Origin of the sequence: Acidovorax sp. ST3, assembly GCF_003231145.1 — a bacterium.
GTDB lineage: Bacteria > Pseudomonadota > Gammaproteobacteria > Burkholderiales > Burkholderiaceae_C > Acidovorax.
The window spans coordinates 822303-843351 of the sequence record NZ_QKVP01000001.1 but is presented as its reverse complement, the minus strand read 5'-3'; the positions used below and the strand labels follow the sequence as shown (position 1 = coordinate 843351).

20 protein-coding genes are annotated in these 21049 nt (G+C 66.4%); 7 read left to right on the top strand and 13 right to left on the bottom strand.

Annotated elements, in window-relative coordinates; genetic code table 11:
• Positions 1-39: 39 nt before the first annotated feature.
• Positions 40-996: a LysR family transcriptional regulator gene (locus DNK89_RS03740; RefSeq protein WP_110958945.1), complete on the top strand. Its 957-nt coding sequence runs from the start codon at positions 40-42 to the stop codon at positions 994-996.
• A 6-nt stretch (positions 997-1002) separates the two neighbouring features.
• Here DNK89_RS03740 and DNK89_RS03735 read toward each other — a convergent pair whose 3' ends face one another.
• Positions 1003-1878, bottom strand: coding sequence for a LysR family transcriptional regulator (locus DNK89_RS03735; protein ID WP_110959187.1), 876 nt, complete (start codon positions 1876-1878; stop codon positions 1003-1005).
• Between the two features lie 109 nt (positions 1879-1987).
• Between DNK89_RS03735 and DNK89_RS03730 the strand changes: the two genes are divergently transcribed.
• Both DNK89_RS03730 and DNK89_RS03725 read left to right on the top strand, forming a co-directional pair.
• Complete coding sequence (locus DNK89_RS03730) at positions 1988-2998, top strand: zinc-dependent alcohol dehydrogenase family protein (protein ID WP_110958944.1); 1011 nt, start codon at positions 1988-1990, stop codon at positions 2996-2998.
• Entirely contained in the window at positions 2995-3426 is a 432-nt protein-coding gene (locus DNK89_RS03725; protein WP_238990681.1) for a nuclear transport factor 2 family protein, read from the top strand. The genes DNK89_RS03730 and DNK89_RS03725 overlap by 4 nt, the downstream gene beginning before the upstream one ends.
• Positions 3427-3613: 187 nt before the next feature.
• Here the strand turns inward: DNK89_RS03725 and DNK89_RS03720 are convergent, their stop codons facing one another.
• The 4 genes from DNK89_RS03720 to DNK89_RS03705 form a co-directional block, all read right to left on the bottom strand.
• Positions 3614-4150: a hypothetical protein gene (locus DNK89_RS03720; RefSeq protein ID WP_110958943.1), complete on the bottom strand. Its 537-nt coding sequence runs from the start codon at positions 4148-4150 to the stop codon at positions 3614-3616.
• 120 nt (positions 4151-4270) lie between these two features.
• Positions 4271-5056, bottom strand: coding sequence for a YkgJ family cysteine cluster protein (locus DNK89_RS03715; RefSeq protein WP_110958942.1), 786 nt, complete (start codon positions 5054-5056; stop codon positions 4271-4273).
• A complete protein-coding gene (locus DNK89_RS03710) occupies positions 5053-6543 on the bottom strand; it encodes a sensor histidine kinase (RefSeq protein ID WP_110958941.1) in 1491 nt (496 codons plus the stop codon). Before DNK89_RS03710 ends, DNK89_RS03715 begins: the two co-directional genes overlap by 4 nt.
• Entirely contained in the window at positions 6524-7222 is a 699-nt protein-coding gene (locus DNK89_RS03705) for a response regulator transcription factor (protein ID WP_110958940.1), read from the bottom strand. The genes DNK89_RS03710 and DNK89_RS03705 overlap by 20 nt, the downstream gene beginning before the upstream one ends.
• A gap of 152 nt (positions 7223-7374) precedes the next feature.
• Between DNK89_RS03705 and DNK89_RS03700 the strand changes: the two genes are divergently transcribed.
• On the top strand, positions 7375-7797 hold the full coding sequence (locus tag DNK89_RS03700) for a tripartite tricarboxylate transporter TctB family protein (RefSeq protein WP_110958939.1): 423 nt from the start codon (positions 7375-7377) through the stop codon (positions 7795-7797).
• 10 nt (positions 7798-7807) lie between these two features.
• Entirely contained in the window at positions 7808-9322 is a 1515-nt protein-coding gene (locus DNK89_RS03695) for a tripartite tricarboxylate transporter permease (RefSeq protein ID WP_110958938.1), read from the top strand.
• Positions 9323-9567: 245 nt separating this feature from the next.
• Here the strand turns inward: DNK89_RS03695 and DNK89_RS03690 are convergent, their stop codons facing one another.
• The 3 genes from DNK89_RS03690 to DNK89_RS03680 form a co-directional block, all read right to left on the bottom strand.
• Complete coding sequence (locus tag DNK89_RS03690) at positions 9568-11862, bottom strand: ATP-dependent DNA helicase (protein ID WP_110958937.1); 2295 nt, start codon at positions 11860-11862, stop codon at positions 9568-9570.
• Complete coding sequence (locus DNK89_RS03685; RefSeq protein WP_110958936.1) at positions 11859-12752, bottom strand: hypothetical protein; 894 nt, start codon at positions 12750-12752, stop codon at positions 11859-11861. The genes DNK89_RS03690 and DNK89_RS03685 overlap by 4 nt, the downstream gene beginning before the upstream one ends.
• 401 nt (positions 12753-13153) lie before the next feature.
• Positions 13154-14086, bottom strand: coding sequence for a LysR substrate-binding domain-containing protein (locus DNK89_RS03680; RefSeq protein WP_161958921.1), 933 nt, complete (start codon positions 14084-14086; stop codon positions 13154-13156).
• A gap of 83 nt (positions 14087-14169) precedes the next feature.
• Here DNK89_RS03680 and DNK89_RS03675 point away from each other — a divergent pair, with 83 nt between their 5' ends.
• Both DNK89_RS03675 and DNK89_RS03670 read left to right on the top strand, forming a co-directional pair.
• On the top strand, positions 14170-14913 hold the full coding sequence (locus DNK89_RS03675) for a sulfite exporter TauE/SafE family protein (protein WP_110958934.1): 744 nt from the start codon (positions 14170-14172) through the stop codon (positions 14911-14913).
• Positions 14914-14919: 6 nt separating this feature from the next.
• Positions 14920-15111: a hypothetical protein gene (locus tag DNK89_RS03670; RefSeq protein ID WP_110958933.1), complete on the top strand. Its 192-nt coding sequence runs from the start codon at positions 14920-14922 to the stop codon at positions 15109-15111.
• 207 nt (positions 15112-15318) lie between these two features.
• Here the strand turns inward: DNK89_RS03670 and dgoD are convergent, their stop codons facing one another.
• The 5 genes from dgoD to DNK89_RS03645 form a co-directional block, all read right to left on the bottom strand.
• On the bottom strand, positions 15319-16467 hold the full coding sequence (gene dgoD / locus DNK89_RS03665) for a galactonate dehydratase (protein WP_110958932.1): 1149 nt from the start codon (positions 16465-16467) through the stop codon (positions 15319-15321).
• Positions 16468-16528: 61 nt separating this feature from the next.
• On the bottom strand, positions 16529-17188 hold the full coding sequence (locus tag DNK89_RS03660) for a 2-dehydro-3-deoxy-6-phosphogalactonate aldolase (protein WP_110958931.1): 660 nt from the start codon (positions 17186-17188) through the stop codon (positions 16529-16531).
• Positions 17185-18234 carry a 2-dehydro-3-deoxygalactonokinase gene (locus DNK89_RS03655; RefSeq protein WP_110958930.1) on the bottom strand — a complete coding sequence of 350 codons (1050 nt, stop codon included), beginning with the start codon at positions 18232-18234 and terminating at the stop codon, positions 17185-17187. Before DNK89_RS03655 ends, DNK89_RS03660 begins: the two co-directional genes overlap by 4 nt.
• An 11-nt stretch (positions 18235-18245) precedes the next feature.
• Entirely contained in the window at positions 18246-19184 is a 939-nt protein-coding gene (locus DNK89_RS03650; protein ID WP_110958929.1) for a dihydrodipicolinate synthase family protein, read from the bottom strand.
• A 113-nt stretch (positions 19185-19297) separates the two neighbouring features.
• Positions 19298-21031 (bottom strand): IlvD/Edd family dehydratase, encoded by a 1734-nt coding sequence (locus DNK89_RS03645; RefSeq protein ID WP_110958928.1) that lies wholly within the window; start codon positions 21029-21031, stop codon positions 19298-19300.
• Between the last annotated feature and the right edge of the window lie 18 nt (positions 21032-21049).

Here is a 21049-nt window from a genome sequence, read left to right as displayed (position 1 = left end):
ATGCTTGTTTTTCAAGTGAATTCAATTTCTGAATAGCCCATGCCAGATTTGACGCCTTCCGTCCTGTTCAACCGCATCCTCGGTCGAGTGCGCCTCAAGCACCTGCAGCTGGCCATTGCGATTGCCGACCTGCAAAGCCTGCACCGGGCGGCTTCCTCCATCGGCCTGAGCCAGCCCGCCGCGACCCATGCGCTGGTCGAACTGGAAAGCTCCCTGGGCGGGCCTCTGTTCGAGCGGCATTCCAAGGGCATGCGCTTGACTCGCCTGGGAGAGGCGGTGCTACCGCTGTTGCGCGCATCACTGGTGCCTCTGCAGGCGGCTGCAGGCAATGCGGCGCTGATGCAGCAGGGCGCCGCGTCCGCGCTGATCCGCATCGGCAGCATCGCGGCGGGCATCAACGGCCTGCTCACGGTGGCCATCCCGACCTACGTCGCCGCGCATCCCGATGCGGCCATCGATGTGCACGAGGTCACGATCGACAATTTGCTGGAGAGCATTCAGGAAGGCACGCTGGACCTGGCCATCTGCCGGGAGCCGACCCCGCTGCCGCAAGGGTTTGGGTTTCGTGCGGCGCTGCAGGACGGGTTTGTGGTGGTGTGCCGCCCCCAGCACCCTCTGACCCGGCAGGCTACCGTCACGGCCGCAGAGCTGCTGGCGCAGCGCTGGCTGGCACCACCCCTGACCGGGCTGGGCCCCCAGCAGGTGGAGAGCCTCTTCGATGAACTGGGTGGCGTGCCCGATCTGTGCCGCGTGTCGAGCCGATCCACAGAGATCATGCACGCCATGCTGGCCGACAGCGACATGCTGGCTTGTGCGCCCGCCAGCCTGGTCCGGCCGCTGGTTCAGCGTGGGGAGCTGGCGGTGTTGCCGTGTAACTCGCAGGCGGTGGGGCCCCTGGGCGTCCTCGCCAAGGCGGATTTGCTGGCGTCCCACAACCATCCGTGCCAAAGCTTCGTCGCGCATGTGCTGGCCCCGGGCAGCGGGCTGCGTCACTAGCGACAGTCAGCCGCCCTGGTCGCCGGCATTGCTCTGGGCAGTGCTCAGCGCTTGCATCAGCATCTCCACCAGCGCGCGCAGTCGCGGCACCCTGCGCAGGTCCCGGTGGTAACCCAGCCACACGTCGCGCCCTGGTGGTGGCGGGGTACTTTCCAGCCTTTGCAGGCCGGGGTGCGAATCCCCCAAGGGGCAGGGCAACACGGCCAGGCCCGCTCCGGATGCGCAGGCCACGGCCTGCACGTGCCGGTTGTTGCTGCGAAATGCGATGCGCGCCGATGGAAAGGCCTCGCGCAGCCAGGCCGCGTCGGGCATCTCGCTGAAGCCCAGGTCCATGGTGATGAGGCGAACGTCCGCGCCGTCTGTAGGCATGTCCGCGCCACGCTGCATGTACAGCGCGTAGGGCACATGCATCAGCTTGCGCTGTATGACATCGGGCTCGTCAAAAGGAACGATGCGTGCCACCAAGTCCGCCTCGCGGCGCGCCAGGCTGAAGAGGCGTGCATCGGTCAGGAGTTCGATGCTGACGCGGGGGTGGTGGTGGGTGAACGCTGCGCACAGCGGCGCCAGCACATGCAGGCCAAACCAGTCAGAGGTCGATACCCGCAGCGCGCCTTCCAGCTGCTGGTCTGTGCCATCCAGCTGGCGGGAGAACGACAGCGCCTGAGCCTCCATGCCCTCGGCGTGGCGCAGCACGGCGGCGCCCTCGTCGGTCAAGACGAAGCCCTCCGAGGTCCGCTGGAAGAGGGTGTGGCCCAAAGAATGTTCCAGCGCCTTCAGCCTGCGGCCCATGGTGGGCTGGCTTTGTTGGAGGGCGCGGCCTGCGGCACCCAGCGTGCCGTGCCGGGCAATGGCCAAGAACACCTGTACGTCATCCCAGTTCATCGCCTGCATCATACAAAAGTGAATGGAAAGGTTTCAGTATTGTGGATTTTCATTCAAAAGAGAAAGTTGAAAACTGGCGGCACTGTTCAACCCCACAAAGGAAAACGCCATGTCCACCTCTACCGCCCCCACCATGCAGGCCCTGGTGCTCGCCGCCCCTAACGGCGCATTGACCCCTACCTGGCTGCCCCGGCCACAGCCCGACGCAGGCCAGGTGCTGGTCCGCATCCACGCCAGCGGTGTGAACCCACTGGACACCAAGATCCGCGCCGGCGCCGCCGAGCACGCCCAGCAACCACTGCCCGCCGTTTTGGGCATGGACCTCGCCGGCGTGGTGGAGGAGGTGGGACAGGGCGTATCTCGCTTCAAGGTGGGGGATGCGGTGTATGGCTTTACCGGCGGCATCGGTGGGCTGCAAGGCAGCCTGGCGCAATACGCTGCGGTGGATGCCCGGCTGCTGGCCCACAAGCCAGGCCGGCTGACCATGCGCCAGGCAGCGGTCTTGCCGCTGGTCTTCATCACTGCCTGGGAGGGCCTGGTGGACCGCGCCAACGTGCGCAGCGGGCACAAGGTGCTGGTGCACGGCGGCGCCGGTGGCGTGGGCCACGTGGCCGTGCAGCTGGCCCGTGCGCGGGGTGCAGAGGTGTTTGCCACGGGCACGGCGGCGCAGGCCGGTTACATCCGGTCCCTGGGCGCGACGCCCATCGACCATGAAACAACCTCGGTTGAGGCCTATGTCAACGCGTTCACCGACGGCCAGGGCTTTGATATTGTTTACGACACCGTGGGTGGGCCGGTGCTGGATGCGTCGTTTGTGGCCGTGCGCCGCTACTCGGGCCATGTGGTGACGTCGCTGGGCTGGGGCACCCACAAGCTGGCGCCCCTGTCGTTCCGGGGCGCGACCTTCTCGGGCGTGTTCACGCTGCTTCCCATCCTCACGGGGGAGTTTCGCGAACACCATGGCGAGATCATGGAGCAGGCCACCACGCTTGCGGAAGCGGGGCAACTGGTGCCGTTGCTCGACCCGACCAGCTTCACGCTGGATACGGCCGAAGCGGCACACGCCCTGGTCGCCGAGGGCCGCGCCCGCGGCAAGGTGGTGGTGAGCGTGCTGCCATGAGCAAGCCGCGTCAGACTTTGGCAGAACGCGACAGCGCGCCAGCCAGCAGGGGCGATGCAGCAGTCCTGCGGTTTGGCGCGATGGACCCCACGCACGAACACCTGCGGCGCGTGGCCGATGCGTTGATCGCCGCCACCAATGCGTTTGCGGTGGAGCAGGTGCTCGGCCTTTTTGCGCATGACGCCGTGATCGACGACCCCTCCACGGGCCACCGATTTGATGGCCATGCCGGAATACGCCGCTATGTCGAGCAGTACTTCGTTGGCTACCAGACGGTGACCCGGTTCCTGTCGATGCAACGCCTGGGGCCGCAGCGCGCGAGGGTGCGGGTGGACTTCACGGGGGATTTTGGTCATGAGATCGGCAACCTGGACATCTCCGTGGATGCGCAGGGCTTGATCGCTCGGCTGAATGCCGACCTGGAATGAGCGGTGTGGTTGGCTTGGCTACGCGGCGACCCTCAGGGCTGGCGTACGACGCCAGGCTGCACCGGGCTGCACCGGGTTGCATGAGGCGGCTTTGGGCTGTGTTGAAGCGGAATATGAGCGAAAACAGCCTCAAGCGCTAGTGAATCATGCCCTGGCAGCTATCTAAAAGAGAGCATTTTGATGCGACTCAGCGCGGCAGGCACCCCGCAAACCCCCTGGGCCCTGCTGCTGAGACATCCGCCAGCGTCACGGCCTCCAGCCGGTCGTTCTGCCCCGGTATCTTCGTCAGCCGCTGGCCGTTTTGCCAGCGCCATTGTGTGCCGTCAAAGCTGTAGATGAAGGTGTGCGTGCGGTTGGACAGCAGGTGTGCGGGGGTGAGGGTGATGGCCTGGGCAGCGGCTTGCGTCGGTGCATGGGCCTGCGCCTCGTTGTCCTTGATGACGAGCTTGCCCACATAAGGCGTCACGGTGGATTCGGTGCGTGTGACTTCGGGCTGGACCAGGGCGGGGCTGTAACCGGTCAGGGTCCAGTCGCCCGCTGCGCCGGGCAGTACATGGGGTTGCCGTGCGGCCAGGAACTGGGTGCAGGCGGTGGTGATGGCATCGAAGCCGGTGGTGGCGGGGCCGGTGGCTTCGGGCTTGTTGCAGCCTGCGAGGCCCGCCGCCACAGCGGCAGCGGCTGCCAGCTGGAGGAGGGCGCAGGGGCGGATTGGGGGCTGGGTCATCGGGCGTGAGGCGGTGGTTCGTTGCGCAGTTTGGCCGCACGGCCAGACTGTTGCGGGACTGGCTGCATTGTGGGCGGCTGGCTGCGGCGGGTCTTGACGGATATCAAGGCGCACAGGCTTTTACGGCGGCGTGCCGCGCAGGGCCAGTGCGCCTTCATCACCCCGGTACCAGCGCAGCAGGGCGCCAGCTGGGGGCGACGCTGTGCCATCCAGCGCTGCCAGCACGGCGGCGTTGAGTTCGTGGGCGCTGGCGGGCAGGGGCTGGTCGCGGTAGGCCAGGGCGGTGCCCGCCATCAGTGCCTCAGCATCCACCAGCAGGCGCAGGTTCTGCGGGATGGTGGGCGACTGCTCTGCACAGTGCGCAGCCGACAAGGAATGCGCCTTGCGGCAGGCGGCGGGGCGCACGCTGTAAATGGCGCACCGGTCATGGACGAGAAAGCTGCAGGGCTGGCGCGTGGTGCCCGCGCTTGCCGCCGCCACATGCTGCTGCAGACGCTGAAGGGTTGCGGCCTGGTCTGCGCTGGGCAGCGTCTGTAGGTGCTGGGCAATGTGCAGCACCTCGGGGTCGGTCGCCTCCACGCGCAGGTGGCAGCAGTGGGCGCAGCCTGCCTGGCACGCTGGCTGTGGGTCGTTGGCGCGGGACTGTTCGGCCACGGTGTCCAGGCCCTGGTGCAGTTGTGCGATGAAATCGACTGCAGCCTGGGCGACGGGTTCGGCGGCCTCGGGGGCCTGGCCAGTGGCGATGGCGCCGGTGCCCGTACCCGTTCCATGGGCGGCGGCACCCTGCATGGCATTGGCCTGCGCTGCCCGCAGGGCCCGCCCGGCCGCGTTGCGCACGCGGGCAATGGACTGCAGGAAGGCTGCTTGCTCAGCCTCGGTCAGCGCTGGGGCGGTCGGGCTCGTCATGGGAATGTGGGGGGCGTGCTGGAGGGGGTCGACGCGCTGAGCGCCAGCGGCAGCCACACGTTGGCCGCGAGGCCTGATCCGTCGGCTGCATCGCTGGCTGGGGTCAGCTCCAGCCGGCCGTCCATCAACTGCACATACCGAGCCACGATGGCCAGGCCCAGCCCCGCGCCCTGGCCCAGGCGCTGGCCCTGGTCGCCCTGCGCCCAGCGCTGTTGCAGCTGCTGCGCCAGCGCGGCGTCCACGCCGGGGCCGTTGTCGGTCACGCGCAGCACGCCAAAGCCTGGCTCGGTGTGCAGCGCCACGGTGATGCGGGGCGGCGTGCCGCGCCCGTAGCGCAGTGCGTTGTCTAGCAGGTTGTTCAGGATGCCTTCCACCAGCGCAATGTTGCCCCGCACCACCACGGCCTGGTCCAGGCCCTCGGCGCCCAGGTCCACCCCTAGCGCATCGGCGCGGGGCAGGTAGCGCAGCAGCACGTCGCGCACCAGGGTGTGCAGGGCCAAGGGTTGCAAGGTCAGTGCGATGCCGCCCTCGGCCGCGCGGGCCAGGGCCAGCAACTGGTCCACGGTGCGACTGGCGCGCTGCTCGGCCTGGGCGATGCCTTCGATTTCGCTGCGCCAGACGGCCGGGTCGTTGTGGGCCAGCGCGTGGGCGGCCTGGGCGCGGATGCCTGCGAGGGGGGTGCGCAGCTCGTGCGCCACATTGCCCGCAAACTCGCGCTGCGCATGCAGGCTTTGCTGCACGCGTGCCAGCAAGCCGTCCAGGGCCACGCCCAGGCGTTGCACGTCGCTCGTGCTGGCCTGCTGCGTCAGCGTGGGCGGCAGGGGTTGCAGGTCGGCGGCGTCGCGCTGGTCCATGGCGTCTTGCAGCGCCCCCAGCGGGTGCAGGTCGCGCTCTATGCCGCGCAGCAGCCATGACCCCAGCACCACCAGCAGCCACAGCTGGGCGAGGCCCGAGTACACCAGCAACCGACGCAGCAGCTGCGTACGCTCGGCCGTGGTCTGCGCGATGACGACGGTGAACGACGGCGGCCCCGCAATCTGCAAGGTGGCGCGCCGCATCTCGCGCCCGTCTTGCGACAGGTGCGAAAACGCGTGGCTGCTGCCCGCCGCCACCACGCCCGGCGCCAGGTGCGAGTCGCCAGCGATGAAACTGCCGTCGGCGGCATACACCGCAAACCACACGGTTTCGCTCTGGTCAAAACGCAGCAAGCCCACCTCGCGCGGGGTCAGGTCGAGCTGCAGCGGGGTGCCTGGTGGGTCAGCCGCCTGGCCGCCGCGCACATGGGCCGCCAGCGCGTGGGCGTCGTCCAGCAAGGCGCGGTCAAACGCCTCGGCCACGAAGTGGTTGCCTACGCCCAGCACCACGGTGCTGCCCAGCCCCCAGATCAGCACCAGCGATAGCAGCACGCGCCGGCCTATGCGCTGGCGCAGGTCGGGCGGCTGCGGGTGCAGCAGTGCGGTGCCGGGCTCAGGGCTGGCCAACGTCATCCTCCAGCACGTAGCCCAGCCCGCGCAGCGTGCGGATGGCCGCTCCGCTGCCGGCAATCTTGCGCCGCAGGCGGGAGAACGACGCTTCCAGCGCGTTCTCGCCCACCACCTCGCTGCCGTCCGACAGGCGCGAGGACAAGTCGCCCTTGCTCAACACGCGGCCGGGAGGGGTCATCAGCTCCCACAGCAGGTCGAATTCGCGCGCGGGCAGCTCCAGCGGCTGCCCGGCCACGCTGACGCGGCGCGCCTGGCGGTCCAGCACCAGTTGGCCCACGGTGACGATGTCGGCGGTACCACTGGCGCGCCGCAGCAGGGCGCGCAGGCGGGCTTCCACCTCTTTGAGCTCGTAGGGTTTGCCCAGGTAGTCGTCGGCGCCAGCGTCCAGCCCGGCGATGCGCTCCTCGGTGCTGTCGCGGGCACTGAGCACCAGCACGGGGGTGCGGTCGCCGCGCGCACGGGCAGCGCGCAGGGCCGTCAGGCCGCTGCCCAGGCCGCTGCGTGCGTGGGCAGCGTGGGGCAGGTTCAGGTCCAGCAGCACGGCGTCGAAAGCCTGTACGGCCCACCAGTGCTGGGCTTCTTCGACGGTATGGGCCAGCTCGACACGGTGGCCCGCGTTTTCGAGGCCCTGGGCCATGGTGCGGCTGAGCACCGGGTCGTCTTCCACCAGGAGGAGGCGCATGGAGGTCGGGGTTCTACGTGAAATTACGCATGGCCAAGATCAGCCTGCGATCAGGTTCGATGGGGATAGTCTGCCCGTCAGCATACCCCAGCCCTGCGCGCCATTTGCACCGCCGGATGGGGTCGTCAAGCCTATCAGGAGACAACCTTTTCATGATCAACCGCAATCTACTCAGAGGCTTTGCCCTCATGGCTCTGGCGCTGGGCTTCGGCCTGCCGTCCCTGAGCTATTCGCTGGGGACGCTTGGCCGCGCCGGGCCGGGCATGTTCCCGTTCATCGTCAGCTGCATGCTGTTTGTGATCGGGGTCATCACCGTGGTGCGCGCGCGCCTGGTGGCGCCCGTGCCCATGGACTTTCAGGTGCGCAACATCGCCATCATCCTGGGCAGCCTGTGCGGCTTTGCGGCACTGTCGCACTTTGTGAACATGATCGCCGGCATCGTGTTCCTGGTGTTCTGCTCGGGCTTTGCGGGTACGTCGTACTCGTGGAAGCGCAACCTGAAGATCGCTGCGGTGCTGGTCGGCATTGCGTTTGCATTCCAAAAGCTGCTGGGCGTGAGCCTGCCGCTGTACTGAGGTCGCCGCCATGGAAGTCTTGAACAACCTCGCGTTTGGCTTCAGCCACGCACTGACGCTGCAGAACCTGATGTTCTGCGCCCTGGGCTGCACCGTGGGCACCCTGGTGGGTCTGCTGCCGGGCCTGGGCCCGCTGGCCACCATCAGCCTGCTGCTGCCGCTGACTTATTCCATCGACACCACCGGCGCTCTCATCATGCTGGCCGGTATCTACTACGGTGCCCAATACGGTGACAGCGTGAGCGCCATCACCATGAAGATCCCGCATGCCAGCAGTATCGTGGCGTGTATCGACGGGTATGCGATGACGCTGAAAGGGAAAACGGGGCTGGCCCTGTTCACCGCCGGATTCTCCAGCTTCATCGGGGGCACGGTAGCCATCGTGGTGCTGGCGTTCCTGGCGCCCAGCCTGGGCGAGGTGGCCTTCTTGTTTGGCCCTGCCGACTACTGCGCGTTGATGCTGGTGGGCTTTGTGTGTGTGAGCTTTGTGACCACGGGCAGCCTGCTCAATGGCCTGGCCATGTGCATGGTGGGTGTGCTGCTGGGCTCCATCGGTACCGACGTGAACAGCGGCCTGGCCCGCTTTACCTGGGATGCTCCCTTCCTGGCCGACGGCGTGGGCATTGTGAGCATTGCGCTGGGCTGCTTCGGCATTGCCGAAATCGCCAAGAACCTCGACTCGCGTGAAGAGCGCTCGCCCTTCAACGGCAAGATCAAGCTCATGCCCACCTGGCCTGAGTTCAAGCGCATCATCCCCAGCGCGCTGCGTGGCAGCGTGGTGGGCTCTATCCTGGGCATCCTGCCCGGTGGCGGCCCCGTGATTGCACAGTTTGCTGCCTATGCGCTGGACAAGAAGGTCAGCAAATACCGCGATGAAATCGGCACCGGCTGCATCGAAGGCGTGGCTGGCCAGGCTGCTGCGGACGAAGCGGCTGCACGCACCAGCTTCATCCCGCTGATGAGCATCGGTATCCCCGAGAACGCCGTGATGGCGCTGATGATGGCCGCGTTCATCATCAAGGGCATCCAGCCCGGCCCCAACATGATTGCCGGCCACCCCGAACTCTTCTGGGGTCTGGTCGCCAGCATGTGGATTGGCAACTGCTTCCTGCTGGTGCTGAACGTGCCGCTGGTGCGCTACTGGCTGTCGGTGTTCAAGATTCCGTACAACGTGTTGTTCCCCGCGATCTTGTTCTTCTGCTGCATTGGCACCTACAGCATCAACAACAACCTGGACGACGTGTTCATCACTGTGGCGTTTGGTGCGCTGGGCTACCTGTTCATGCGGCTGGAGATGGACCCCTCGCCGCTGATGCTGGGCTTCATCCTGGGCCCCATGCTGGAAGAGAACTTCCGCCGCTCCATGCTGCTGTCGCGCGGTAGCTTTGAGGTGTTCATCAACCGTCCTATCAGCGGCACGCTGATCAGCCTGATCGCCGCATTCGTCTTGTGGCAAACGGTGGCGTTTTTCCGCCAGCGTGGCAAGGCCAAGGAGCTGGTGGTGACGGAGCCCGTTGCATCCTGAAGATTGACTCTCTGTGTGCCGCTTTGGCGGCCTTTGCAAGGCCGGTCCCCAACGGGTGACCGGCCTTTTTTTGGCTCAGAGGCTGAGAGTTTTTTGCCAGTGCCCGAAAGGTGCGCCACAACACCGCTGATCGAGGCGCAAAGCACAGCCATAGCTCGGGCTATGGCGCGCATTTGCAACGACGAGCAGCGGTGTTGTGGCGTGCAAGGCGGGCATAGGCAAAAGACTCTCAGCCTCTTAGCCTCTCAGTCCACCCGCCACCACGCGGGCAGCAGCGCACGCACCTGGGCCTGCGCAAACCGGTCGTCCATCAGGTGCACCACGCCCTCGTCGCTGGGCGTGCGGATCACGCGGCCTGCGGCCTGCACCACCTTTTGCAGGCCGGGGTAGAGGTAGGTGTAGTCATAGCCCGCGCCAAACAGCGCCTGCATGCGCTCGCGGATCTGCTCGTTGACGGGGTTGACCTGCGGCAGGCCCAGCGTGGCCAGAAAGGCGCCAATCAACCGCTTGCCCGGCAGGTCGATGCCCTCGGCAAACGCGCCGCCCAGCACCGCAAAGGCAATGCCCTGGCTGGTGTCGGTAAAGCGGGCCAGAAACTCGCGCTGCTCGCCCTCCAGCATGCGGCGCGACTGGCACCAGTGCGGCACATCGGGGTGCTGCTGCGCAAACAGCGCGGCGGCTTGCTGCAGGTAGTCATAGCTGCTGAAAAACGCCAGGTAGTTGCCGGGCCGCTCGCGAAACTGCTGCGCCATCAGCGTGGCGATGGGCGCGAGGGACGCCGCGCGGTGCGGGTAGCGCGTGGAAATGTGGCGCGCCACCTGCACCTGCAGCTGGTGCGCGGCAAAGGGCGATTCCACATCCACCCACATGTGGCCTTCGGGCAGGCCCAGCAGGTCGGCGTAGTAGCGCGCGGGCTGCAGCGTGGCCGAAAACATGGTGCTGGTGTGTGCCGCTGCGAGGCGCGGTTGCAGAAAGGGTGCGGGCACCACGTTGCGGATGCAGACCACGGAATCGCCGGGCTTGGGGGCGTGGCGGTGGGTGGCCTGGGTGATGTCCACCATCGAATGCGCATCCAGCAGGTCGGCCATGCGCTGCAGGTGCAGGGCGTCGAAATAGAAGGTTTGCAGCGCGCTATCCGGCTCCGTGGGGTGGTCTGTGAAGTGTTCGGTGAGGGTGGTGGTGCACTGCTGCAGCGCGGCCAGCAGCTTGTCGGGGAAGGTTTCGAGCACCGTGTACCGGGCTGGGTGCGCCTTGTCCAGCGCCACCCAGGCGCGGAGCACCTTGTTCAGCGCCTTCTTCACCGGCGCGTGCTGCGCAGCGGTGGGGCTGCTGCGGGCCTGGGCCAAGGCGGCGGGGTGCAGCTCGGCGGTGAACATCTTGCGGCCGCGCTCCACCAGGTTGTGGGCCTCGTCCACCAGCAGCGCCGTGCGCCACTGGTTGGCCTGGGACAGGCCGTGCAGCAGGCCGCCCAGGTCAAAGTAGTAGTTGTAGTCGCCCACCACCACGTCGGCCCAGCGGGCCAGCTCCTGGCTCAGGTAGTAGGGGCAGACATCGTGCTGCAGGGCTACCTCACGCACGCGGGCTTGTTGCAAAGCGGTGACGGTTTTTCCTTCGATGGTGGTGGCCACCGCAGCGGCGCGTGCAGCAGGCAGCCGGTCGTAAAAGCCCCGGGCTAGCGGGCAAGACTCGCCGTGGCAGGCCTTGTCTGGGTGTTCGCACGCCTTGTCGCGCGCCACCAGCTCTAGCACACGCAGGGGCAGCGCCTGTGCGCTGTCGGCCAGGCGCGCCAGCGCATCCAGTGCCATCTGCCGCCCCGACGTTTTGGCGGCCAGGAAGAACACCTTGTCGATACCCTGCGCGGGCGCGGCCTTGAGCAGCGGGAACAGCGTGCCCATGGTCTTGCCAATGCCCGTGGGCGCCTGGGCCAGCAGGCAGCGGCCCGCCACTGCCGTCTTGTACACGGCCTCGGCCAGCGGGCGCTGGCCGGTTCGAAAGGCTCCAAATGGAAACGCCAACGTGGTCAGTGCCGCATCGCGTGCGGCACGGTGGGCCACCTGCTGTTCGGCCCAGGCAATGAAGCGCTGGCACTGGGCCTCGAAGTGCTGGCGCAGGTCAGCCGCGCTGCAGCGCTCGGTGAACACCGTCTCTTGTTGCGTGCCCACGTCCAGGTAGACGAGTGCCACGTCGATGTGCGCCAGCTGCTCCTGCTCGCACAGCAGCCAGCCATACACCTTGGCCTGCGCCCAGTGCAGGTGGCGGTGCGATGCGGGTTGGCGGTCTAGCCGCCCTTTGAAGGTCTTGACCTCGTCGATGCGCTGCTGCGCGGGGTCGTAGCCATCGGCCCGGCCGCGCACGCGCAGGCTTTGGTAACTGCCGCTCAGTGCCACCTCGGCGCGGTAGTCTGCACCCCGGCGCGACGCTGCCACCGCATGGCCCGCCATGCCTTCCAGCGCGGTGGGTGCGGGCGTAAAGCGCAGGTCCAGGTCGCCTTGCTTGGCGGTGAACTCGCACAGCTCGCGCACCGCCACGGTGTAGGTCATGGCGGGGTGGTCGGGGTGTCAGTGGCGGGAGGAGCAGGCTCGCCCAAATGGGTCTGAGCCATGTCGTCATCGCTGCGCAGCGGCGTGGCCTTGCACAGCGCCATCCACACAGAAAAGGGCAGGGTGCAGCGGTTGTGCCGCGCGGGGCGCAGCAGCTCAAAGCGCCCATCATCCACGCTGCCGTGCAATACCCAGATGCCGAAGTGCTCAGGGATCTCGTCGGGCTCGGCTATGCCTGCCGGGAAGACGTAGTAGCACTCCTCGCACAACCACTGATAGGCCTGCCGCTTGGCATCGTGCCGCAGGTCCGACAGCAGGTCGGCCCGGCTCGCCTTCACCTCGTGCACCATGGGCTGCAGGTAGGCGGGCACAGAGGTATTGCGCACCGAGAACAGATCGGGCCGGGCCATGCGCCACACATTGGCGGCGGCGCGGGCAGCGGGGGCGTGGTCTTCGTCGGCCCACAGCGGTGCCATGGCGGGCGCGGTGTTGGCAGGTGCATCGGCCGTGGCCGCAGGCGGCACCACATCCCCCATCGGCACGGTGTCGATCACCGCGCGCAGTGACAGTTCGGTCCATACGATGCGCCCCGAAGCCAGCAACTGCGCTGCAAACTTCTGCCCCAGCCGGTCGTGCAGGCTCAGCGCCCGCACGCTGCGCTGGCGGGCTTGCGCCAGCATGCGGATTCCTTCGTCGGTGAGACGCAGGGTTTCGCAACCATCGGCCGCAATGTGCAGGTGGATGAGGCCCGCAGCCAGCAGGTCAATCTCCAGCCCGTCCTTGCACGGCCAGCCTGCCGAGCGCCAGATCTGCATCAGGCGCGTGCGGTGAAAGCGGGTGATGGGGGTGGAGGGCGGGGAGTCCGAGTTGGGGGAGGGCAGCGCCGTCATGGTGGGGTGGTTGGGCTGGCGTGGTACTGATTTTAATCACAGTGTCTGGTAGGGACTGATTTTTGGACAAGGGTAGAACAGGGTTGCAGAGGAGTTGGGGGTGTGATCGGCACCTGGCGCAATATGGGTGGGCGCTGGAAGCTATTGAAATGTGAGCATTCCCACGGTGACATTCCGAGGTAGAAGCAATGAGTCCACAGGGGCCTGAATGAGGGCGCTCCTGCCCGCCATTGGGCTAACAACCGGAAGTTGTTGTCGCGTGGCCGTCTATGCCGCAGGAAAATTGGAAGCGGTTGCGAGAGGCTGCAGCGCAGGGTTTGCAGCCGGTCAGTGTTCTGACGCTGATAGCCGACTTTCGGTCAACACCAATCCTTATCCCATACCCAGCCAACGTCCTCTGCTCACCGGCTCCCAATCTGCGGTCGCTCCCCCAGCAGCGCATTGGCCAGCGCGCCAACACTGGGCAGTTCGCTGCCTGCCGGGGTCATGCAAACGAGCAGCTTTCTCCGAGACCAAGCATCAGATAGTCCTAGGATCTGGGTACCTGACTTGGCAAAGCGCACCGCCGCGCTCTCGGACATGACCGCCACTCCCACGCCTTCGGCTACCAATTGCGCGACAGCGTCAAATCCGCCCAGACGCACCCGATGGCGCGGGACCCGGCCACTGCGACTGGCCTGGGCTGCCAGAAAGCGGCTGAGTCCACTCTCCCGGGCCAAACCTACAAAGGGATGCTCTAGCAATTCGCCATACGCCACGGAGCGGCGGCGGCCCAAAGACCAGCGCTTTGGCAAGAGTGCCACCAGACGGTCATCGACCCATGGCTGCACAAGCAGCCCAGAGGTGTCCACGTAATCGGCGACGATGCCCAGGTCGGCGGTGCCACGGCGCAATGCCTCTACGACCGCCTCGCTCGAAAGCTCTTGCACGTCCACATCAAGATCAGGGGTCTTCACCAAGAATTGGCCGATCGTGCGCGGAAGGCTCTCGGACATGGCGGCTGTGTTGCACAGCAGCCGAACGGTCCCGCGCAATCCATGACCAAAGCTCGCCATCTCTACATGCAGCGATTCGAGCTCAGCCAGCACGCGGTTGGCATGGCGCAGCAGAGCGCGTCCCGCATCGGTGGGTATTGCGCCCGCTTTGGACCGCACCAACAACCGCGAACCGGTCGCGTCTTCAAGACCCTTGAGGCGAGCGCTGGCCGCAGCCAACGACAGATTCACGGACGAAGCAGCGGCAGTGATGGTTCCATGCTCCATTACGGCGGCAAAGAGGTGCAGGTCAAACGGATCAACGCGGTAATCCGTGGTGCGGCGCTTAGGGGTACTCATGACCGCCATCCTACGGAATACGCGAAGGATCTGTTCACTGCAATCCGATGGACAGCACTTGGGCCATGCACACACCATAGGGCATGGACATATTGCAGCTCTTGATGGTGGTCGTTGTGTTCGTTCTGGCCGGTGGTGTGAAGGGCGTCACCGGCATGGGGCTGCCTACAGTGGCCGTGAGCTTGCTCGGGCTATGGATGCCCCCTGTGCAAGCCGCCGCACTGTTGGTCATACCCTCGCTGGCAACCAATATCGCGCAATGCCGTGGCCCTCAGCTGCGCTCACTGGTATCCCGGCTGTGGCCCGGTTGGCTGGCAATCGCGATCGTGACTCTGAGCGCGCCCGGTCTGGGGGACACCGTTTCCGCACAAACGACCAAGGGCTGGCTGGGCGGGATTCTCATGGCCTATGGCATCTGGGGCTTGTGGCGACCTCAGCTGCCCGATCTTTCACTCACCAGCAAATGGCTCAGCCTGCCGACAGGCGCGGCCACCGGGTTCGTGACGGCACTCACGGCCGTCTTCGTATTGCCCTGGGTTCCCTACTTGCAGACGCTGCGGCTGGGCAAGGACGAGATGGTGCAAGCGCTGGGCCTTTCATTCACCGTGGCCACTCTGTCGCTCGCCGTGAAAGTGCAGATGTCAGCCCCTTTGGGGTTGATCTCGTCGTCTTTTGCTATTGCAGTCGGTGGAGCATTGATCGGCGCATTTTGCGGGCTCAAGCTTGGTGAGCTGCTACGTAGCCGCCTTGTCGGCCCCGTCTTCCAGAAGGCACTTTTTATGGTGTTCCTCGGATTGGGTGCTGCCAACCTGATCCAGGCACACTGACACAGCATGAGCGGACAAAAGGAGTTGCTTGAGGCTGCAGCCTTGTTAGAGCGGGCTTACCGGCTGGCACACGTGTTGCAAGGCGAAGGTTTGCTTGAAATCGGAAGCAGACAGTTTGTTGCAGACGAGCTTGTCGAGGTGCTTGATGAAGCTCGTGTGGCGCTTTTTGCAGCCTGTGATTTGCCCAAACCGCTCTGACTTTCTCTGAGCTGACAGAGTCATCCCCGTACCAGCAAGCGTTCGAAAGATGAAACCGCGCGACTGCTCCTGGCCTATTAATCTGGCGCAATCCATTCATGAGCCCCGTTCGAGCCGAGGCTGCCGAAGCCCTGGGCAAGCTGAGGTACAGCGCCATCGATACTCTGGAGTAAACCGCGCCGCATCAATAACAAGGTGCCCAACCCCTCACCACTCCGCAAAACTCCCATCCCGGTGCCGCCACACCGGGTTCCTCCACCGGTGCCCCTGCTGCGCCCGCTCGCGCACATAGTCCTCATTCACCTCAATCCCCAACCCCGGCCCGGTGGGGATCGCCACCATGCCGTCCTGGTACGCAAACACCCCGGGGTTGGACACATAGTCCATCAGGTCGTTGGCCTGGTTGTAGTGGATACCCAAGCTCTGCTCCTGGATGAAGGCGTTGTAGCAAACGGCGTCCAGCTGCAGGTTGGCCGCCAGTGCAATCGGGCCCAGCGGGCAGTGCAGGGCCAGGGCTACGTCGTAGGCCTCGGCCATGCTGGCGATCTTGCGGGTTTCGGTGATGCCGCCTGCGTGCGACGGGTCGGGCTGGATGATGTCGGCATAGCCGCCTTGCAGCACGCGCTTGAAGTCCCAGCGCGAGTACAGGCGCTCGCCCAGGGCGATGGGGGTGGACGAGATGCGGGCGATCTCCTTCAGCGCCTCTTCGTGTTCGCTCAGTACGGGCTCTTCGATGAACATGAGCTTGTAGGGCTCCAGCTCCTTGACCAGCACCTTGGCCATGGGCCGGTGCACGCGGCCGTGAAAGTCCACGCCAATCCCCACATTCGGCCCCACGGCCTCGCGCACGGCGGCCACGTTTTGTATGCAGCGCTCCACCTTGTCGTAGCTGTCCACGTACTGCACCTCTTCGGTGCCGTTCATCTTCACGGCCGTGAAACCGCGCGCCACGGCGGCCTGGGCAGCGGCGGCCGTCTCGCTGGGGCGGTCTCCGCCGATCCAGCTGTAGACCTTGATGTGGCTGCGCACATTGCCCCCCAGCAGCTCGGACACGGGCACGCCCAGCGCCTTGCCCTTGATGTCCCACAGCGCCTGGTCGATGCCAGCCAGTGCACTCATGTGCACGCCGCCGCCCCGGTAGAAGCCGCCTCGGTACAGCACGGTCCAGTGGTCTTCGATGTTGCGTGGGTCTTTGCCAACGAGGTAGTCGGCCAGTTCATCGACCGCAGCCGCCACGGTGTGGGCGCGGCCCTCCAGCACGGGCTCGCCCCAGCCGGTGATGCCTTCGTCCGTTTCGATTTTGAGGAAGCACCAGCGTGGCGGGACGATGAACGTGGTGAGTCGGGTGATCTTCATGGGGGCTGGGCAGTCGGTTCAGAAATGCTGGGTTGTCTGGAACGAGTAAGGGGGGGGCGGTTCAGGCCGTGGCGGGCGCGGTGCCAAAGGACGCCTGCCACGCCCGCGCAAACGCTGCAGCCTTGTGCGCGACTTCGGGGGCCTGGTCACCGGGCCGGTACAGGGCCGAGCCCAGGCCAAAGCCGCTGGCGCCAGCGGCGGCATAGGGCGCAATGCTCTCGGGCACGATGCCGCCCACGGGCACCAGCGCCATGGGCGGCGTGATGACGGCGCGCCAGGCCTTGAGCACATGGGGCGGCAGCGCCTCGGCGGGGAACAGCTTGAGCATGTTGGCGCCCGCTGCCAGCGCGGCATAGGCCTCGGTCAGCGTGGCCACGCCGGGCGCGCAGGCCATGCCGGCGGCCCGTGCGGCGCGGATCACGTCGGGGTCGCTGTGGGGCATGACGATGATCTGCCCGCCCGCTGCGGCCACATCGGCCACGGCCTCGATGGAGAGCACGGTGCCTGCGCCCACCAGGCAGTCGGCGGGCAGTGCATCGCGCAGCGCGCGGATGCTGGCCAGCGGCTCGGGGGAGTTGAGCGGCACTTCGATGATGCGAAACCCCGCGTCGTACAGCGCGTGGCCGATGGCCACCACCTCGTGCGGCTGCACGCCGCGCAGGATGGCGATGAGCCCGCAGCGCTGCAGGATGTGGAACAGGGCTTTGTCGATGGGGTTCATGCAGCCAGACTCCCGGCGGTGAAGGGGTGTGAGGAGGAGGGCGCTGGCGCAACGACCAGCCCTGCCGCCAGCGCGATCTGCCACAGCCCGGTGGCCGTGGCTTGCGTGGCGATGGTGGGGGCGGCAAAGCCGTAGGTCTGCAGCGCGATGGCGTAGCGGCGGCACAGGTCGGGCTCACCGCAGAGCACCAGCGTTGGTGGTGTTGTCGGGGCTTGATCCTGTGCCCGTGCCAGGCTCGCCACCTCGTGCCCGATCAGCAGGCCCGAGAGGTAGTCCGCTTGCGCGGTAGGCGCCAGTGCGCCGGTCAGCCCCAGCGTGCGGGTGCTGAAGATGTGCGACAGCAGTCCCAGCGCGGCATTCCTGCCCCGCGCCACCTCCAGCCCGCGCGCAAAGGCATCGTCGTCAGGGGCCGCTGCGGCCTGCATCGTCTTGCCCAGAATCGTGTGGCCGCGCAGTGCAGCAAACACCTCGCCGGTCATGAAGGTGTGAAACTGTTCGATGCAGCCTTGCCGTGCCCGCACCCATTTGCTGTGCGTGCCGGGCAGGCCGATGAGCACGGGCGCATCCGCAGGCAGCGCAAGGCCCGCCAGCACGCCCAGCACCTGGGTTTCTTCGCCGCGCATCACGTTGGGCAGCGCGCCCTGCTGCAACAGGCCCGGCACGATGTGCAGCGGTGGGCCGTCGCGCCGCTCCACCAGCGTCAGGCCCCGCGCCAGTGCATCGAGCGAGGTGGGTGTGGGCAAGTACTTGGCCTCGCGCCATCCCTGGGCGCTGCCCACCATGCCGCAGGCCAGCAGGGGCAGGCCGGGTGTGGCGGCCAGCCAGTCGCCGCAGGTGTCTTGCAGTGCGCGTTCAAATGCGGCGCTGGGTTCCGTATCGGCTACATCGCTCGCGACCGGGGGCAGGTTCATGATGCCCCAGGGGCGGTGCCGCGTCTCCAGCACCTCGCCATGCGCGCCCATGCGGAAGGCGCGCAATGCGCTGGTGCCCCAGTCCAGGGCGATCAGGCCCGCCTCGGCGGGCACCAGAAAACGTGCAGGCGCCATGGGTGTCCCGCTTAACGGGCCCAGCGCAGCACCAGCGGGTCCAGCCGCCGTGCGATGTCGATCAGGCCGCGCCGCACCTCGGGGTGCATGGCCGGGAAGGGGTGGCGGCCTGCCTCGCAGGCGATCACGCCACCTTCCTTCATCAGCGCCTTGGCCGTGAGGATGCCGCCCTGGCGGTTTTCGTGGTTGATGAGGGGCAACCAGCGCTGATAGAGCGCAAACGCCTGCTCCATGTCGCCCTGGCGGTGCGCCTCGATGATGGGGCGAATGCCGTCGGGGAAGGCACCACCCGTCATCGCGCCCGTGGCGCCCGCATCGAGGTCAGCCAGCAGGGTGATGGCTTCTTCGCCGTCCCACGGGCCTTCGATGGCGTCTCCACCCAGGCGGATCAGCTCGCGCAGCTTGCTGGCGGCGCCGGGCACTTCGATCTTGAAGTAGGCCAGGTTTTCAATCTCTTGCGCCATGCGCGCCAGGAAAGGAGCCGACAGCACGGTGCCGCTGGCGGGCGCGTCCTGGACCATGATCGGGATGCGGATCGCATCCGACACACGGGCATAGAACTCGTAAATCTGCGCTTCGGGCACGCGGAAGGTGGCACCGTGGTAAGGCGGCATGACCATCACCATGGCCGCGCCCATGTCCTGCGCGGCGCGGCTGCGCTCGGCACACACGCGCGTGCCGTAGTGGGTGGTGGTGACGATGACTGGCACACGGCCTGCCACATGCTCCAGCGATGTGCGGGTGAGGACTTCGCGCTCGGCATCAGACAGCGAGAACTGCTCCGAGAAGTTGGCCAGGATGCAGACGCCATCCACACCGGCGTCGATCATGAAGTCCAGGCAGCGCTTCTGGCTGTCGAGGTCGAGGCGGCCGTCTTCATGGAACGTGGTGGGCACCACGGGGAAGATGCCGCGGTAGCGAGGGTTCTGGAGGGAATGGGGGGCAGGCATGGCGGGTATGGGCAAGAATTTGAGTTGAATATGCCTCTAGCGCTGTTTGAATAAGCGCTGGTAGCTATGGAATTTGTAGCGTTTGACTGCGGCGAGCGCCTCAGTGGGGCACATCAATGCGAGTGGCGGGGCACAGCAGCCCCCCGGCAGCCGACCAAGAAGTCAAAGTCGCAACCATCGTCCGCCTGCAGTACGTGGTCCACATACAGCCGCTGGTAGCCTCCGCGTCCGCCGTTGTCCGTGCCAGCCAATGCGGCCAGACGGGCTGCCAGTTCCTCGTCGCTGATGTCCAGGTGCAGGCGGCCGTTCTCGCAGTCCAGCTCAATGAAGTCGCCATCGCGCACAGCAGCCAGCGGGCCACCGGCTGCCGCCTCGGGCGCTACGTGCAGCACCACGGTGCCATAGGCCGTACCGCTCATGCGGGCGTCGGAGATGCGCACCATGTCTTTCACACCCTGGCGCAGCAGCTTGGGCGGCAGGCCCATGTTGCCCACCTCGGCCATGCCGGGGTAGCCCTTGGGGCCGCAGTTCTTGAGCACCATCACGCAGCTGGCGTCGATGTCCAGGTTTTCATCGACGATGCGCTCCTTGTAGTGCTCCAGGTTCTCAAACACCACGGCGCGGCCCCGGTGCTTGAGCAGTTCGGGCGAGGCGGCCGAGGGTTTGAGCACCGCGCCACGCGGCGCCAGGTTGCCGCGCAGGATGCAGATGCCGCCGTCGGCAATCAGCGGGTTGTTGATCGGGCGGATCACCTCGTCGTTGTATTGCGGGGCCTCGCGCACGTTGTCCCACAGGCTCTTGCCGTTGACGGTGAGTGCGTTGGGGTGGGGCAGCAGGCCGTTCTCGCCCAGGCGGCGCAGCACGGCGGGCAGGCCGCCCGCGTAGTAGAACTCTTCCATCAGGAAGCGGCCCGAGGGCTGCAGGTCCACCAGCGTGGGCGTGCCACGGCCAATGCGCGTCCAGTCCTCCAGGTCCAGCTGCACACCGATGCGGCCTGCGATGGCCTTGAGGTGGATGACCGCGTTGGTGGAGCCGCCGATGGCGGCGTTGGTGCGGATGGCGTTCTCGAAGGCTTCGCGCGTGAGGATTTTGGAGAGCGTGAGCCCTTCGTGTGCCATCTCCACGATGCGCTTGCCCGACATGTGGGCCAGAACGTAGCGGCGCGAGTCCACGGCCGGGATGGCAGCGTTGTGCGGCAGCGAAGTGCCCAGCGATTCAGCCATGCAGGCCATGGTGCTGGCCGTGCCCATGGTGTTGCAGGTGCCGGCAGAGCGGGACATGCCGGCCTCGGCCGCGAAGAACTGGTGTTCGTTGATCTCGCCCGCCTTCAGTGACTCGTGCAAGCGCCACACGGCGGTGCCAGAGCCGATGTCTTTGCCGTCGAGCTTGCCGTTGAGCATGGGCCCGCCCGTGACCACGATGGCGGGCACATCGCAGCTCGCCGCGCCCATCAGCAGCGCGGGCGTGGTCTTGTCGCAGCCCACCAGCAGCACCACCGCGTCGATGGGGTTGCCGCGAATGGCCTCTTCCACGTCCATGCTGGCCAGGTTGCGCGTGAGCATGGCGGTGGGGCGCAGGTTGGATTCGCCGTTGGAGAACACCGGGAACTCGACCGGGAAGCCACCCGCCTCGTAAATGCCGCGTTTCACATGCTCGGCAATCTTGCGAAAGTGAGCATTGCACGGGGTCAGCTCGGACCAGGTGTTGCAGATGCCGATCACGGGGCGGCCGTCAAAAGCATGGTCGGGGATGCCCTGGTTCTTCATCCAGCTGCGGTACATGAAGCCGTTTTTGTCGGCCGTGCCGAACCATTCGGCGGAGCGGAGTTTGCGCTTGGGGGTGGTCATGGTGGGGTGCGAGAGAAA

Coding starts and splice junctions, on each gene's coding strand:
- DNK89_RS03740 (WP_110958945.1), top strand. CDS start 40: ATGCCAGATTTGACGCCTTCCGTCCTGTTCAACCGCATCCTCGGTCGA.
- DNK89_RS03735 (WP_110959187.1), bottom strand. CDS start 1,878: ATGAACTGGGATGACGTACAGGTGTTCTTGGCCATTGCCCGGCACGGC.
- DNK89_RS03730 (WP_110958944.1), top strand. CDS start 1,988: ATGTCCACCTCTACCGCCCCCACCATGCAGGCCCTGGTGCTCGCCGCC.
- DNK89_RS03725 (WP_238990681.1), top strand. CDS start 2,995: ATGAGCAAGCCGCGTCAGACTTTGGCAGAACGCGACAGCGCGCCAGCC.
- DNK89_RS03720 (WP_110958943.1), bottom strand. CDS start 4,150: ATGACCCAGCCCCCAATCCGCCCCTGCGCCCTCCTCCAGCTGGCAGCC.
- DNK89_RS03715 (WP_110958942.1), bottom strand. CDS start 5,056: ATGACGAGCCCGACCGCCCCAGCGCTGACCGAGGCTGAGCAAGCAGCC.
- DNK89_RS03710 (WP_110958941.1), bottom strand. CDS start 6,543: ATGACGTTGGCCAGCCCTGAGCCCGGCACCGCACTGCTGCACCCGCAG.
- DNK89_RS03705 (WP_110958940.1), bottom strand. CDS start 7,222: ATGCGCCTCCTCCTGGTGGAAGACGACCCGGTGCTCAGCCGCACCATG.
- DNK89_RS03700 (WP_110958939.1), top strand. CDS start 7,375: ATGATCAACCGCAATCTACTCAGAGGCTTTGCCCTCATGGCTCTGGCG.
- DNK89_RS03695 (WP_110958938.1), top strand. CDS start 7,808: ATGGAAGTCTTGAACAACCTCGCGTTTGGCTTCAGCCACGCACTGACG.
- DNK89_RS03690 (WP_110958937.1), bottom strand. CDS start 11,862: ATGACCTACACCGTGGCGGTGCGCGAGCTGTGCGAGTTCACCGCCAAG.
- DNK89_RS03685 (WP_110958936.1), bottom strand. CDS start 12,752: ATGACGGCGCTGCCCTCCCCCAACTCGGACTCCCCGCCCTCCACCCCC.
- DNK89_RS03680 (WP_161958921.1), bottom strand. CDS start 14,086: ATGAGTACCCCTAAGCGCCGCACCACGGATTACCGCGTTGATCCGTTT.
- DNK89_RS03675 (WP_110958934.1), top strand. CDS start 14,170: ATGGACATATTGCAGCTCTTGATGGTGGTCGTTGTGTTCGTTCTGGCC.
- DNK89_RS03670 (WP_110958933.1), top strand. CDS start 14,920: ATGAGCGGACAAAAGGAGTTGCTTGAGGCTGCAGCCTTGTTAGAGCGG.
- dgoD (WP_110958932.1), bottom strand. CDS start 16,467: ATGAAGATCACCCGACTCACCACGTTCATCGTCCCGCCACGCTGGTGC.
- DNK89_RS03660 (WP_110958931.1), bottom strand. CDS start 17,188: ATGAACCCCATCGACAAAGCCCTGTTCCACATCCTGCAGCGCTGCGGG.
- DNK89_RS03655 (WP_110958930.1), bottom strand. CDS start 18,234: ATGGCGCCTGCACGTTTTCTGGTGCCCGCCGAGGCGGGCCTGATCGCC.
- DNK89_RS03650 (WP_110958929.1), bottom strand. CDS start 19,184: ATGCCTGCCCCCCATTCCCTCCAGAACCCTCGCTACCGCGGCATCTTC.
- DNK89_RS03645 (WP_110958928.1), bottom strand. CDS start 21,031: ATGACCACCCCCAAGCGCAAACTCCGCTCCGCCGAATGGTTCGGCACG.